Genomic DNA, 14,719 nt, shown 5'->3' on the forward strand with positions numbered 1-14,719 from the left:
TTATAATAAGCTTTAAAGAATAATAAGCTATGATAGAAAATATTGACATATTTTTCCCGGAAAACAGTTGTTTTTATTATTTTTACACATGAGCAATTTTATAGATTTTAACGCTGCAAAAAAACTTCATGACATGGAGGCTACACACAATAGAATTTCACACCTTTTTAATATTAAATATCCAATTATCCAGGCAGGCATGATCTGGCATTCAGGATGGAGACTTGCTTCTGCCGTTTCCAACTGTGGAGGATTGGGAATAATAGGAGCAGGAAGTATGTATCCTGATATCCTGAGAGAAAATATCCGGAAATGTAAGCTGGCAACTGATAAGCCATTTGGGGTAAATGTACCGATGTTATATCCTAATATTGAGGAAATCATTCAGATCATCCTTGAAGAAGGAGTGAAAATTGTATTCACGTCAGCCGGTAACCCGAAAACCTATACGGAAACCCTTCAGAAAGAAGGAATCAAAGTAGCTCACGTTGTTTCTTCCACCAAATTCGCTGTAAAATGCGAAGACGCAGGAGTAGATGCTGTTGTTGCAGAAGGTTTCGAAGCAGGAGGCCACAACGGAAGAGATGAAACCACCACATTCTGTCTTATTCCGAATGTAAAGAAACATATTTCTAAACCGTTAATCGCTGCCGGAGGAATTGCTTTAGGTTCACAAATTAAGGCTGCAATGATTCTTGGTGCGGACGGTGTACAAATCGGTTCCCGTTTTGCTGCTACCCACGAAGCTAGCGCCCATGAAAACTGGAAAAAGAAAATTACAGAACTCCAGGAAGGAGATACACACCTTACGTTGAAAGAACTGGCTCCTGTAAGAATGGTTAAAAATAAATTCTTCAATGAGCTGGAAGATATTTATGTGAACGGAAGAAACAAAGATGCTTTAATCGCATCGCTGGGAAGAGCCAGAGCAAAAAAAGGGATGTTTGAAGGAGATATGGAAGAGGGAGAACTTGAAATAGGCCAGGTTTCTGCTTTAATTGATGAAATTCTTCCGGTGGAAACTGTTTTCAGCCATCTTTTAAAAGAATTTGAAGAAACGAAAATGCCGGTTTTTTAATATGATTTTATTCGATGGAAGGAAGAATAATTGATGTAAAGGGACAAAAATTATATATCGAACACAATAATCAACTTCGAGACAGGCCTACCATTGTTTTTCTGCATGATTCATTAGGATCTGTGCAGCTCTGGAGAGATTTTCCGGCTAAGCTGGCTGAGATCACACAATGCAATACTCTTGCTTATGACCGTTTAGGCTATGGGAAATCGTTTCCTATGCTTACTCATGAGAGGCCGATACATTATATGGAACTGGAAGCAGATCTGTTGAATGATGTATTGACTGAAATGAATATTGATAACGTTGTCCTGTTCGGGCACAGTGATGGGGGAACAATTGCTTTGATCACCGCTGCAAAATATCCCGAAAGAATAAAAGCCGTTATCTGTGAAGCTGGTCATATTTTTGTAGAAGAAACAACTTTAAAAGGAGTTTACGACGCATGGGAAGCTTACAAAACGACCAATCTTCCGGAACGTTTGCAGAAATATCATGGTGATAAAGTAGAAATGCTTTTCAGAGCCTGGACAGAAACCTGGACAAGGGATGATTACAGAACCTGGAATATAGAGTATTTCCTGAAAGATATTACAGCTCCATTGTTATTTATTCAGGGAGAAGCCGATGAATATGGCACATTGGATCAGGTAGAAAAAACAGTTACTCAGGTCGGTGGAAGTGCGGAAAAATATATCATTCCCGGTATAGGCCATACACCACATAAAGAAGTGCCTGAGCTTGTATTGGAGAAAGCGGCCGGATTTATCAGCAATTATTTCTAATATACAATATCAACAAGACACCTGTTAACGGGTGTCTTTGTTAAATCAACAGATTGATCTATTTTTATTTCAATAACTGAAGCTCGGCAGCAATATTTTCCCTTGCCTGAGCCTCATATTTATCCTTAAAATATTCTGTTTTAAAGATACTTTCAAGTTCAAGGAAATGTTTGAGCACTTTTTTTCGTCCCGGTTTATAAAGGAAGTCAGGATAAATAGAATACTCTTTTCTGATATTCTGAGTATATTCTGAATAAGTTTTAAAATCTTTACCCAATACAGAAAGATCGGCATCAAGCAGATAATTGGTGTCTTCATTATCGGATTGATGATGTGATTTTGTTGCTAGAATCTGCGCAGAAATGAGTGAAATTCTGTCTTTGTTCAAATGAAGTTCTCCAAGCCTTTTTTCTGCTTTGGCCGCACTTTTTTCCTCATTAGACTTAGAAGAAGCATCGTAGATAAGGTCATGGTAAAACACGGAGAAAGAAATGGCTGTAAAATCTGAAATATGGCTTTTCACAGCTTCGAGCTCACTGAACATATTTTCAAGATGAAGAAGATTGTGGTAGTGTCTGCCTTTTTCAGAATATCTGGTTTCAACTTCGTTCCACAGACTGTCGATCAGCTGTTTGTTTTCGGTGAAAGAAGAACAAAGCGTTTCAAAATAGTTTTTCAGATTCATAGAAATAAGATATAAAAAAAGGAACTTTTAAAAAGTTCCCTGATTTGCTTCCAGAACAGCCTTCAGCTCAGCCCAGCCTCCGCCGTTATAACCGTCCTTTAATCCTTGAGCGTTAAGATAATCCAATGCTTTTCCGCTTCTGTTTCCGCTTCTGCAGAATAAGATAACAGGCTTTTCAATAGATAGGATCTCATCCTGTCTGTCTTCTACTTCACCTAAAGGAATATTCTTAGCACCATCTATATTACCGTCCATTTCAAGCTCCATTGGCTCACGAACGTCGATTAATTCATAGTTTCCTGATTGTATTACTTCTATTAAAGACATAGTTGTTGGTTTAAACATTAAATTAGAAACGAAATTACGTATTTTTTTTTTGAAAAAAATCCTAATTAAAACATAATTTTTTCAGAAAGAACCATTCGTGGGAGGTACTTTGGCATAAATCTGAAGATTGATAAAATAATCTTAATTTTGCAGTGTGAAATTAATGAATGCTGGTGCCGAAAAATATTCCCAACTCATAAAATCCAAGGCAAAAAGTTTTGGATTCCAGAGTTGTGGCATTTCCAAAGCTGATTTTCTCGAGGAAGAAGCTCCTCATCTTGAAAAATGGCTGAAGAATAATTATAACGGCGAAATGAAGTATATGGAAAATCATTTCGACAAAAGACTTGATCCGAGACTATTGGTAGAAGGTTCAAAATCTGTGATTTCACTTTCTTACAATTACTTTCCTGAAGAAAAAATTTCAACGCTGGAGAACTTTAAAATCTCAAAATATGCTTATGCAGAAGACTATCATGAAGTAATCAAAGAAATACTCCGTGAAATGGTTGCAGAGCTGCAGGAAGAAATAGGGGAATTTGGATTTCGTGTCTTTGTAGATTCTGCGCCGGTTTTGGAAAGAGCGTGGGCTAAAAAATCAGGAATAGGCTGGGTAGGGAAAAATGCCAACCTCATTACCAAACAAAGCGGTTCTTTTTATTTTCTGGCCGAAATCATCTGCGATCTGGAGCTGATTCCTGACCACGCCACTACAGATCATTGTGGAAGCTGCAGAAAATGTATCGATGCCTGTCCTACAGATGCCATTGTTTCTGAAAAAATTATAGATGGAAGCCGCTGCATTTCCTATGCAACCATAGAACTCAAAAGCGAAATTCCGGATTATTTTAAAGATAAAATGGAAGACTGGATGTTTGGCTGCGATATCTGTCAGGATGTTTGTCCCTGGAACAGGTTCTCAGCGCCTAACAAACAGAGCCGCTTCCAACCCAATGAAGCGTTGAAAAACTTCAAAAAAGGAGAATGGAAGGAACTTACTCAGGAAATTTTCTCAGAAATCTTTAGAAAGTCTCCCGTAAAACGTACTAAATTTACAGGACTCAAAAGAAATATTGAGTTTTTACAGAAATCTTCTGACTGAGTTTTCTCTGAACTTTTGGTGACAATCCCTCTTTTGGAATTTTTTGAAGTTCCAAACCAGAGCTGATGGTCGACCATTCCTTAAATTTTTCGCTTTAAGGAGGTGAAGATTTACATTAATAAGTTTCTTAAAAAGCCTTTCCTATAAAGAAAAATTGATTTTCAGGAGATCAGAATCTCACCGAAAATCAACGTCTTTTTTGTATTCTTTTAGGAGCAGTTTTTACTCTTACTTTAAACCTTTTTTGGGATTTAGTATTTTTACGCATATTTGTGAATATTTCGTAACTAAATATAGCTAATTTTTCGATTAAAACAAATACTTTTACTAAAAATTAAAGATTAAATTTTATTAAAAACATGACTGTGAAAACAATATTTATGTATCTCCTGAAAGTGGTAGGAATTATTTTAGGGATTGTGATTATTTATGTCATCCTTGGGTTGTTGATTCCCTATATTCCTGTTTCCGCAAAAAATGACGGACAAAAGAAAGAAATTCCAATCTACATTTATACCAACGGAGTGCATACCGATATTGTAATGCCTGTGAAAAACGATTTGCAGGACTGGAGCCGGAAAATTCCTTTTGCCAATACAAAATCAAAAAGAACAGACTATCAGTATATAGGGATAGGATGGGGAGATAAAGGTTTTTATCTTGATACACCTACGTGGGCAGACCTGAAATTTTCAACAGCTATAAAAGCTGCATTCTGGCTTAGTGATTCAGCTATGCACTGTACTTATTATAATACGATGAAAGAAGGCGATGACTGTAAAATGATTATGATTAGCAGAAGTCAGTATGAAAATCTGGTGAAATATGTGGAAGATAAATTTGACAGAGATCAGAACGGAAATTTTATGCTGATCCCTACCAATGCTGTTTACGGTGATAACGATGCTTTTTATGATGCAAAAGGGACTTACAGCTTTCTGTATACCTGCAACACCTGGTCAAATAACGCTTTGAAGGCAGCAGGGCAAAAAGCCGCACTTTGGACTCCTTCTGATTTCGGAATCTTTCAGCATTATAAATAAAATATGAAAAAGGTTTTTTGGTTTTTCACCATCTTTTGGATCTGTTCATGTTCTCAGGAAAGGAGAAATAATGCAATAAGAACGGTAGAAACATCAGTAGTTGTAGAAAAGAAACCTGAAGCTGATTTTTCTAAATTAAAAATAAAAGCAGAAGAAGCCCTGAAATTCTGTGCTTCAAAGAACCTCAGCAAAGATTTCTGTATTCTCATTGATATGAGCCTTCACTCCGGCGTTAACCGTTTTTTTGTCTGGGATTTTAAGAATAATAAGATTACGAAAAAATATCTGGTAGGGCATGGTTGCGGTTCCAATTCCTGGAGTAAAGATAATTCTAAAGCCAATCCGGGTTTCAGCAATGAAGATGGAAGCCACCTTTCATCTTTAGGAAAGTATAAATTGGAAGGAAGAGGCTACAGCGATTGGGGAATCAATATAAAATACCTGATGCACGGCCTTGAAGAAACCAACAGCAATGCTTTAAAAAGATATATTGTCTTTCATTCCTGGGATCTTATGAGCGATGAGGAAGTGTTTCCTGACGGATCTCCCGAAGGATGGGGCTGCCCGACTGTTTCCAACAATGCCATGAAAGAAATTGATCCGATGATTCAGAAATCGGGAAAACCAGTACTGATGTGGATCTATAATTAAATCTTTGTCATACATTTGTTTCACAACAATCAGATAAACTGATCCGGTCTTATGAAGCATACTCTTTTCCGTGAACAACAGCTCAATTGTGATATAGAAACCGCCTGGAAGTTCTTTTCCTCCGCAAACAATCTTTCAGAAATTACTCCGAAGGATATGGGCTTCGTCGTATTAACGGAAATGGAAGATGATGAAATCTTTGAAGGAATGCTCATCGATTATTATGTTTCTCCATTATTCGGTATCAAAATGAAGTGGCAGACGGAGATCACCCACGTAGATTTTCAGAAAAGTTTCATTGATTTTCAGAAAAAAGGTCCGTACAAACTATGGAACCACTATCATGAATTTATTTCCAATGAAGAAGGCGTATTGATGAAGGATACTATAGACTATGAACTTCCCATGGGATTTTTAGGAGAAATTGTCCACGATCTTTTCGTGAAAAAGAAACTGGAACATATCTTTGATTATCGTTTCAGAATATTGAGTAAACTGTTCTAGATATTCAATAGAAACGGTTTATCATCCTGAGCTTAGATGAAGGAAGCCCGTTTAGAAACGATACCCCAAATTCCACTGGCTTTAGCCGAAACTTTAACGATCCAATCAGATTCCTACGGAATGACAAATAGAATGCAAAGTCTATTTGTCATTCCGTAGGAATCCCAATACAAATAAATTAGATTATTCATCCATTGTTTAAGTTTTTTTAACAGTTCAATGGCCGGATTTTCCGGTAAAAATTCCTAATTTTGCCAAACTATCGTTTTTTACTTAAAAACTAATGTGTTCTGGTTGACATGGCAAGTCTGAGGTCATTTTTCTTATTCTATATCATACTGGTTTTTTCCCTTTTCAATTCGAATTGGGCGGAAAAATCATTGAGAAATATCCCTCATGTTCCTCCTGTAACCAACATTCATGTTCTGGATGTTTACGAAGAGGCAGATATGAATACGCATGCATTGCCTGCGGCTGCCAAAATTGTAAAACATTCTGTCAAAAAAAACGATACTGCCATTGCAGATTTTTCAGGAATTTTAAAAGCTATTCCCAAAGTTACGCTTCCTGAGATTGCAATTTCTATTATTTGTGGCGTTAAATCTTTTCTCCATCTCCTCCAGCTGTACTAGGTTTAAGTTTCTGAATACCAAATCATTTTTACGGAAATCTTATAACTTAAACATTTAAAAATGTATTTTAAAAACGTAATAATTTGCATTCTTGCAACATTATTCGCTGTGTCATGCAGTAAAAACAAGCAAAAAGACAATCAGAAAGACAAAGAAGTTCCCGTGCTGGAAATCAAGGAGAAAGACACCTTGGTGAGCAACCAGTTTGTTACTGATATCCAGGCTAAAAAAAATGTTGAAATGCGCTCCAGAATCGGAGGTATTATACAGCATATTTATGTAAATGAGGGACAATTTGTCCATCAGGGACAGGCTTTATTTAAAATTAATGATGCCGAACTTCAGATGGAACTCCTGAAAGCAAATGCAGCTTTAAAACAGACTGAAGCAGATGTTCGTATTGCAGAAGTAGAATTGAAGCAGATTCAGAGTCTTCATGCTAAAAAATTTGTTGCAAACAACGAACTGGAAATGGTAAAGGCTAAACTATCTTCTGCAAAAGCAAAACATGCCTTTGCCGATGCAGAAAAAAGAACCGTTCTTCAGAAAATAAGCTTTACAAGAATTACAGCACCTTTTGATGGAGTAATTGATGTAATTCCCCATAAAGACGGAAGTTTGGTGGAAAATGGAACATTGCTAACCACACTTTCCCAACTGAACGAAGTGTATGCCTATTTCTCCATTCCTGAAAACTTATATTTTGAGCTTTTAGCTAACGATAAAATCGGAAATCATCAAAAAATTGAATTAACGTTACCTAATGGAGTTAATTACCAGTTCAACGGAGCTTTGAAAACAGCAGAAGGGGAAATAGACAGAACCACAGGTTCTATTCGTTATAAAGTGCTTTTCCCGAATCCGGACCGTTTGATCAAACACGGTACTTCCGGGAAGCTTATCATTTCTGAGCAACAGAATAATGCGATCCTTATTCCACAAAAATCTACCTTTTCCATTCAGGATAAAACCTATGTTTTTGTGGTAGATAAACAGAATAAAGTGAAAATGACCAACATTAAGATCGGAACTACTTTAAGAGATTCTTATATGGTAGAAAGCGGTCTTAAAAAGGGAGATTTAATCATTTATGAAGGGACTCAGTCTTTGAAAGATGGTGATATTATCAAAATCAAAAAGAAGTATTAACCTTTCATAATCTTTAAATCAACTAACTATGGTAGAAATGTTTATAAGACGAAAGGTTCTTTCGTTGGTTATTTCCATATTATTTGTATTGCTGGGAATTATGGCGTTGCTGAAAATGCCAATCACTCAGTTTCCCGATATTGTACCGCCTTCAGTAACCGTTACAGCAAAATATACAGGAGCGAATGCCGAAGTGTCTGCCAATGCGGTAGCGCTGCCTTTGGAACGTGCGATCAATGGAGTGCCCGGGATGACATACATGTCCACGGTAACCTCCAATGACGGTCTTACCCTTATTCAGGTGTTCTTTGAAGTAGGAACAGATCCTGATGTGGCTGCAGTAAACGTTCAGAACAGGGTAACCACTATTCTTGATGAACTTCCTGAAGAAGTAATCAGAGCGGGAGTAACTACTGAAAAAGAGGTGAACAGTATGCTGATGTACCTTAACATCACCAGTGCAGATCCGAGCCAGGATGAACAGTTCATTTATAACTTTACGGATATCAACGTCCTTCAGGAGCTGAAACGTATTGATGGAGTAGGGCGTGCTGAAATTATGGGGCAGAAAGAGTACTCCATGAGAGTATGGCTGGATCCTCAGAAAATGGCAGCTTATAATATTTCAGCAGATGAGGTAATCACTTCCCTGCAAAAACAGAATATTTCCGCTGCGCCTGGAAAAGTAGGTGAAACCTCTGGTAAAACCTCCAGCCAGCTTCAGTATGTAATCAAATATAAGGGAAAGTTTTTTGAGCCTAAGCAATATGAAGAAGTTCCTATCAGATCTGACGTGGATGGAACTATTTTAAAGCTTAAAGACATTGCTAAAGTGGAATTCGGAGCCATGAACTACGGAATGGTTTCCAAAACAGACGGAAGACCTTCTGCGTCGATTATGATGAAACAACGTCCCGGTTCCAATGCTTCCGAAGTGATCGAAAGCGTAAAAGCAAAAATGGAAGAATTAAAAGTTACCTCTTTCCCTCCCGGAATGGAGTATAACATGGCTTATGATGTTTCCCGATTCCTGGATGCTTCCATCAGTGCAGTACTGACAACCCTTATTGAAGCCTTTATTCTGGTAGGAATTGTAGTATTTATCTTCCTTCAGGACTGGCGTTCCACATTAATTCCTGTACTGGCTGTACCGGTAGCATTGGTAGGAACTTTTGCGTTCATGAATATGCTGGATTTCTCTGTGAACCTTTTAACATTGTTTGCATTGGTTCTGGCCATCGGAATTGTGGTTGATAATGCCATTGTCGTCGTTGAAGCCGTTCACGTGAAAATGGAAGAAGGAATGAATGCGATGGATGCCACCATCAGTGCCACTAAAGAAATTGCAGGAGCTGTAGTAGCGATTACGATTGTAATGTCTGCTGTATTTATTCCTGTAGCTTTCCTGGATGGCCCGGTGGGTGTATTTTACCGTCAGTTTTCATTAACGCTGGCGATCAGTATCGTGATTTCTGGGGTGAATGCATTGACGCTTACTCCGGCACTTTGTGCTATTATTTTAAAACCTCATGACCACAATAAGAAGAAAACGATCATCGACAGGGCTTTCCAGAGTTTCAATACTGGTTTTGAAAGACTGACAAATGGCTATGTAGGTATTTTATCAAAATTTGCTACAAGAACTACGGTAACTTTCGGACTGCTGTTTTTATTTGTCGGACTTACTTTCGTGACCAGCAAATTCCTGCCGACCGGATTTATTCCAATGGAAGACCAAGGAATGGTGTATGTAAGTGTAACGACTCCACAGGGAGCAACAGTAGAAAGAACAGAAAAAGTACTGGATGAAGTTACCGTTATTGCCAAGAAGATCAAAGGAGTGGAAAACGTGACCACCCTTGCAGGGTATAGCATCGTAACAGAAATTGCAGGTTCTTCTTACGGAATGGCGATGATTAACCTTAAAGACTGGAAAGAAAGGAGTATTTCAGTGAATGATCTGATCTCAGAACTTTCAGACAAAACAAAAAGCATTGCAGATGCACAGATTGAGATTTTTGCACCACCAACGGTTCCGGGGTTCGGTAATACTAGCGGTTTTGAATTGCGTCTGCTGGACAGAACCGGAGGAACGATTGAAAATACAGATAAGATCACGAAGGATTTTGTTAAGAAATTAAACGAAGCTCCTGAACTGCAGAACAACTTTACCAGCTTTGATGCTACTTTCCCGCAATACATGATCAATGTAGATTATGATATGGCAGCGAAGAAAGGAGTATCGGTAGACAACGCCATGTCTACCCTACAGACCATGCTGGGATCTTATTATGCCACGAACTTTATCCGCTTCAGCCAGATGTATAAAGTAATGGTCCAGGCGAGTCCGGAACACAGAGATACCCCGGAAAGCATTCTGAATTTATATCTAAAAAATGATAAAGGTGAAATGGTTCCTTTCTCAACTTTCATCACTATCGAGAAGGTATATGGCCCTGAAGTACTGACAAGGTACAATATGTATATGTCTGCGATGATCAACGGAGAGCCCGCGGACGGTTACAGTTCCGGAGATGCCATTGAAGCGGTAGAACGTGTAGCCAAAGAAACCCTGCCAAGAGGATTCGATATTGAATGGTCGGGGATGACAAGAGAAGAAATCTTATCAGGCAACCAAACCGTTTATATCTTCGCAATCTGTCTTTTATTTGTGTATCTTTTATTAGCAGCACAATATGAAAGCTTCCTTCTTCCGATGCCTGTATTATTAAGTCTTCCGACAGGAATTTTCGGATCTTACATTGCATTGGTGGCTGCAGGGCTGGATAATAATATTTATGCACAGGTAGCATTAGTCATGCTGATCGGTCTTCTGGCAAAAAATGCCATCCTGATCGTAGAATTTGCGGTAGCAAGAAACAAACAGGGATTTGATATTGTTCCGGCAGCTATTGAAGGCGCAAGGCAACGTCTGAGGCCGATTCTGATGACTTCTTTTGCATTTGTAGCAGGGCTTATTCCTCTATGTATTGCATCAGGAGCCGGAGCCATCGGTAACCGTTCTATCGGTACGGCAGCAGCAGGAGGAATGCTGATAGGAACGATCTTCGGACTGGTCGTGATTCCGGGACTGTATATATTCTTTGCAAAACTTGAAAATAAGAAGAAAGATGAAAAGATTAAATCATAGAAATATATTGTATGGAATAGCGTCACTGACCCTGGTTTCGTGTGCTGTTCCCAAAGTAACGGAGTTGAAAAAAGCTCAGGAATTACCTGAAGAGATTCTTAAAACTGATAAAAATAAATCTCCGGATGAATTCCAGCAGATCAACCTGAAAGCTTATTTTACAGATCCAAACCTGCTTGAACTTTTCGATAAAGTAGTTCAGGCTAATCCTGATTTTCAGATTGCCCAGCAAAGAGTGGAGATTGCCAACAGTTTCCTTCAAAGGTCAAAGATGGATCTATTGCCATCTCTTGAAGTGGGAGTACAGGCTTCCGGTGACCACTACGGAAAATATACAATGGAAGGCGTTGGAAACTATGATACCAATCTTTCCCCTAATATTACGGAAAATCAGAAAATTAACCGGGATTTTACTCCAAATTACTGGCTGGGAGCAAGAAGCAGCTGGGAAATTGACGCCTGGGGAAAGCTGAAAAATAAAAAGATTGCTGCTCAGAAGAAATATCTTGCTTCAACGGAAGGATTGAGGTTGCTGCAAGTAGAGCTTTTCACGGATATTGCGAATCTCTATTATCAGCTGGTTGCTTTAGATAACCGTCTTGCGATTTATCAGAAAAACTATAAACTTCAGCAAAGAGCCTTTGAAATTGTTCTGGCTCAGCGTGAAGTGGGAAAAGCCACGGAATTGGCAGTTCAGCAGTTCAAAGCTCAGAATAACAACTGGCTGGCAGAGATTGAACATATCAGAGTAGAAATTGTTACGGTAGAACAGGCAATCACTACTTTAACAGGAAGCTACGGTGGAGAGGTAAAACGCGGAAAAATACTGATGCCTACCAATATGGAAGTCTTGAATAAAACCATTAATGTAGAAAATGTGATTCATTCCAGACCGGATGTTGCTGCCAATTATTATGTTCTGGAAGCTTCTCAGGCTGATGCGAAGGCAGCAAGAGCTGCTTTTTATCCTAAAATTGATCTGGGAGCAGGTTTCGGATTGAATTCTTTTTCTGTGGAAACATTTTTCAAACCAAGTTCCCTTGCCGGGCAGCTGTTGGGAGGATTAATGGTTCCTGTTTTCAATAAAGGGCAGCTTAAATATGAATTTAAGGTAGCCAGCAAAGAGCAGGAAATCGCTTTTTTAAACTATCAGAAAAGTATCACAACAGCTTTTAATGAACTTCAGTCGATTCTGAAACAGACCAAGATCTATGAACGTGTTCTGAAACTGAAATCGGAGGAAGTAGGTTTCCTTGATCGTGGTGTTGAGGTTTCCAACGATCTGTATCTCACAGGGTATGCTAATTATTTTGAACTGATCAATTCTCAGAAGAGCAAATTAACTGCTGAACTGGATTTACTGCAGTTTCAGCATCAGAATACCAGAAATAACGTCCTGCTGTTTAAAGCACTGGGAGGGAAACTGGATTAATTTTTACTTTTTTTACGATGAAGGAAGCTGTCTCTTTAGGCAGCTTCTTTTATGTTTTATAGGATTCTACGGATTCCCGTAATGATAATTGAAATAATTCCAGGATCTTGCATACAATCTAACTTTTATAAGTTGAGTTAACTTTTTTTATATGTCCCTAAAAAAAGAGACTGTCCTAATGGGCAGTCTCTTTGTATATGGTTTAAAATGAATCTGCTTTCAGGGCAGAAACACTTTATAAGTACATATTATTTAACAAGCTGAATTTCAACAGCAGAAAATCCTTTAGGAGATTTCTCTTTTTCAAAAGATACCTTATTTCCTTTTTTCACCGGCTCTGCACAGTTGTTATTGTGGAAGAAAATGTTTTCTTTGGAATTATCTTCAGTAATGAAACCATATCCTTTTTCGCTCAGGAAAGTAACAATTCCTGTTTTTCTTGGATCTTCCTCAATGATAGGTGCAGCACCCAATTGAATGTCATCAAGATTTACTTCCTGTCTTTGTTCAGGTGGAGTAGATGTTAATCTTCCGAATTCGTCTACATACATGAAGACATCCTCTGCTCCTTTGTTGTTGTTCGTTTTACGTTCTTCGCGTCTTAGCGCCTTTTCTTTTTGCTTTTGAATTTTTTTCTTGAAATTTTCCTTTTTAGAAAAAGAATCTGCCATAAATTATTTTTAGTATTTAGTTTCTATAAATTAATGAGTTCAAACTGGTCTGTTAGACCCCTATAAAGCCTGGCTATGTTTTCTGTCCTGGATAATCCCAATCATACAGAGCTTTAAAATTCCGACAAGTATTGTTCTTTAATAGAAGAATAAAAGTTAAAAAGATGGCTGCTCAAAAGGCAAAGACTGAATAAAAAATATTCGGGTCGTTACAGAAAACAAAGTAAAGACTTGGTTTATAATATGCAAATATACAACAATAAAATGAATAATCAGGATTTAAATGATTGATTATCAGAAATGGTTTTAAGTGATACTTTCTATCTGTAGGAAGAGTGTAAAGTAAGTTGTGATAATTGTATAAAAAAATCCTCAGAAACCTGAGGATTATAAAAAAATATATTAAAAATGAAGTGGTGGTGCGTGATACGGGAGGAAGGTATCAAATGTTATGCCTAAAATTGATGCGTGTTTGTGAATTATACAAAAGTGTTTAACAGAAATGGCATGTGCCAAAGCGTATCTGGTTGGTAAATAACATTCTATTAAAAACTATTGTTTACATAAAATAATAAACATTTTTCTTTTGGTTTAAAAATAATAAATAGAAATTCCCGAAAATTTCACCATGTTGAGGCGGTTTTTATTATTGATCTTTGTCTCATTAACATTTAAATATAAAAACATGTCAACACAAAATGTACAAGGAAAAGTTGTTTTAATTGCCGGAGGAGGTAAAAATTTAGGAGGACTCTTAAGCAGAGATTTTGCATCCAAGGGGGCAAAGCTGGCCATCCATTACAACAGCGAAAGTTCAAAAGCCGAAAGCGAAAAAACACTGGCTGAAGTGCAGGCTTTAGGAGCTGAAGCATTTTTATTTCAGGGAGATCTTACCAAAGTAGATCATATCACGAAGTTTTTTGACGAAACTATTTCCCGCTTCGGAGGAATTGATATTGCAATCAATACTGTAGGGATGGTACTTAAAAAGCCATTTTCCGAAACGACGGAGGCTGAATATGACACCATGTTCAATGTAAACTCGAAATCTGCGTATTTCTTTTTACAGGAAGCGGGTAAAAAACTAAACAATCACGGAAAAATCTGTACGATTGTTACTTCATTGCTGGCAGCGTACACAGGATTGTATTCTACGTATGCAGGAGCAAAAGCACCGGTAGAGCATTTTACAAGAGCGGCTTCCAAGGAATTCGGGGCAAGAGGTATCTCTGTAACGGCAGTAGCGCCAGGTCCTATGGATACTCCTTTTTTCTACGGACAGGAAACCGACGATGCGGTAGCGTATCATAAATCAGCATCCGCATTGGGAGGTCTTACCGATATTAAAGACATCGCTCCGCTGGTAGAATTCCTGGTAACAGAAGGCTGGTGGATTACCGGCCAGACCATATTTGCTAACGGTGGATACACAACAAGATAGCATATTGTAAAATCTATTCAAAAAAAAAAACTCACTTAAAAACAGCTTTCAGTGAGTTTTTTTATGGT

The 14,719-nt window shown here is 38.0% G+C and carries 14 protein-coding genes; 11 read left to right on the forward strand and 3 right to left on the reverse strand.

Annotated elements, in window-relative coordinates:
• Nucleotides 1-133: 133 nt before the first annotated feature.
• Both PZ898_RS22105 and PZ898_RS22110 read left to right on the forward strand, forming a co-directional pair.
• Nucleotides 134-1,078 (forward strand): nitronate monooxygenase, encoded by a 945-nt coding sequence (locus PZ898_RS22105; protein ID WP_277695614.1) that lies wholly within the window; start codon nucleotides 134-136, stop codon nucleotides 1,076-1,078.
• A 14-nt stretch (nucleotides 1,079-1,092) separates the two neighbouring features.
• Nucleotides 1,093-1,863, forward strand: a complete 771-nt coding sequence (locus PZ898_RS22110) for an alpha/beta hydrolase (RefSeq protein WP_120233014.1) — start codon at nucleotides 1,093-1,095, stop codon at nucleotides 1,861-1,863.
• 64 nt (nucleotides 1,864-1,927) lie between these two features.
• Here PZ898_RS22110 and PZ898_RS22115 read toward each other — a convergent pair whose 3' ends face one another.
• A complete protein-coding gene (locus tag PZ898_RS22115) occupies nucleotides 1,928-2,548 on the reverse strand; it encodes a hypothetical protein (protein ID WP_277694248.1) in 621 nt (206 codons plus the stop codon).
• 27 nt (nucleotides 2,549-2,575) lie between these two features.
• Nucleotides 2,576-2,875, reverse strand: coding sequence for a rhodanese-like domain-containing protein (locus PZ898_RS22120; RefSeq protein ID WP_047377132.1), 300 nt, complete (start codon nucleotides 2,873-2,875; stop codon nucleotides 2,576-2,578).
• A gap of 163 nt (nucleotides 2,876-3,038) precedes the next feature.
• On the opposite strand from PZ898_RS22120, the gene queG reads away from it, so the two are divergent.
• The 8 genes from queG (at nucleotide 3,039) to PZ898_RS22160 (ending at nucleotide 12,539) form a co-directional block, all read left to right on the forward strand.
• Complete coding sequence (gene queG / locus PZ898_RS22125; RefSeq protein WP_062676356.1) at nucleotides 3,039-3,977, forward strand: tRNA epoxyqueuosine(34) reductase QueG; 939 nt, start codon at nucleotides 3,039-3,041, stop codon at nucleotides 3,975-3,977.
• Between the two features lie 359 nt (nucleotides 3,978-4,336).
• The gene (locus PZ898_RS22130) at nucleotides 4,337-5,020 is read left to right on the forward strand and encodes a TIGR02117 family protein (RefSeq protein ID WP_277694249.1); all 684 of its coding nucleotides are present in this window, start codon (nucleotides 4,337-4,339) and stop codon (nucleotides 5,018-5,020) included.
• Nucleotides 5,021-5,023: 3 nt separating this feature from the next.
• Complete coding sequence (locus PZ898_RS22135; RefSeq protein WP_277694250.1) at nucleotides 5,024-5,671, forward strand: murein L,D-transpeptidase catalytic domain-containing protein; 648 nt, start codon at nucleotides 5,024-5,026, stop codon at nucleotides 5,669-5,671.
• A 51-nt stretch (nucleotides 5,672-5,722) separates the two neighbouring features.
• Complete coding sequence (locus PZ898_RS22140) at nucleotides 5,723-6,175, forward strand: SRPBCC family protein (protein ID WP_062676353.1); 453 nt, start codon at nucleotides 5,723-5,725, stop codon at nucleotides 6,173-6,175.
• Nucleotides 6,176-6,555: 380 nt separating this feature from the next.
• The gene (locus PZ898_RS22145) at nucleotides 6,556-6,807 is read left to right on the forward strand and encodes a hypothetical protein (RefSeq protein WP_131797565.1); all 252 of its coding nucleotides are present in this window, start codon (nucleotides 6,556-6,558) and stop codon (nucleotides 6,805-6,807) included.
• Between the two features lie 60 nt (nucleotides 6,808-6,867).
• Nucleotides 6,868-7,956: an efflux RND transporter periplasmic adaptor subunit gene (locus PZ898_RS22150; RefSeq protein WP_277694251.1), complete on the forward strand. Its 1,089-nt coding sequence runs from the start codon at nucleotides 6,868-6,870 to the stop codon at nucleotides 7,954-7,956.
• A gap of 28 nt (nucleotides 7,957-7,984) precedes the next feature.
• Nucleotides 7,985-11,107 (forward strand): efflux RND transporter permease subunit, encoded by a 3,123-nt coding sequence (locus tag PZ898_RS22155; RefSeq protein WP_062676350.1) that lies wholly within the window; start codon nucleotides 7,985-7,987, stop codon nucleotides 11,105-11,107.
• Nucleotides 11,088-12,539, forward strand: a complete 1,452-nt coding sequence (locus tag PZ898_RS22160) for a TolC family protein (protein WP_062676349.1) — start codon at nucleotides 11,088-11,090, stop codon at nucleotides 12,537-12,539. Before PZ898_RS22155 ends, PZ898_RS22160 begins: the two co-directional genes overlap by 20 nt.
• 248 nt (nucleotides 12,540-12,787) lie before the next feature.
• Here the strand turns inward: PZ898_RS22160 and PZ898_RS22165 are convergent, their stop codons facing one another.
• Nucleotides 12,788-13,210, reverse strand: a complete 423-nt coding sequence (locus PZ898_RS22165; protein WP_047432903.1) for a cold shock domain-containing protein — start codon at nucleotides 13,208-13,210, stop codon at nucleotides 12,788-12,790.
• Between the two features lie 685 nt (nucleotides 13,211-13,895).
• Here PZ898_RS22165 and PZ898_RS22170 point away from each other — a divergent pair.
• Nucleotides 13,896-14,651, forward strand: a complete 756-nt coding sequence (locus PZ898_RS22170; RefSeq protein WP_062676348.1) for an SDR family oxidoreductase — start codon at nucleotides 13,896-13,898, stop codon at nucleotides 14,649-14,651.
• The last annotated feature ends 68 nt before the right edge of the window (nucleotides 14,652-14,719 follow it).

Source organism: Chryseobacterium sp. WX (assembly GCF_029542485.1).
GTDB lineage: Bacteria > Bacteroidota > Bacteroidia > Flavobacteriales > Weeksellaceae > Chryseobacterium > Chryseobacterium cucumeris.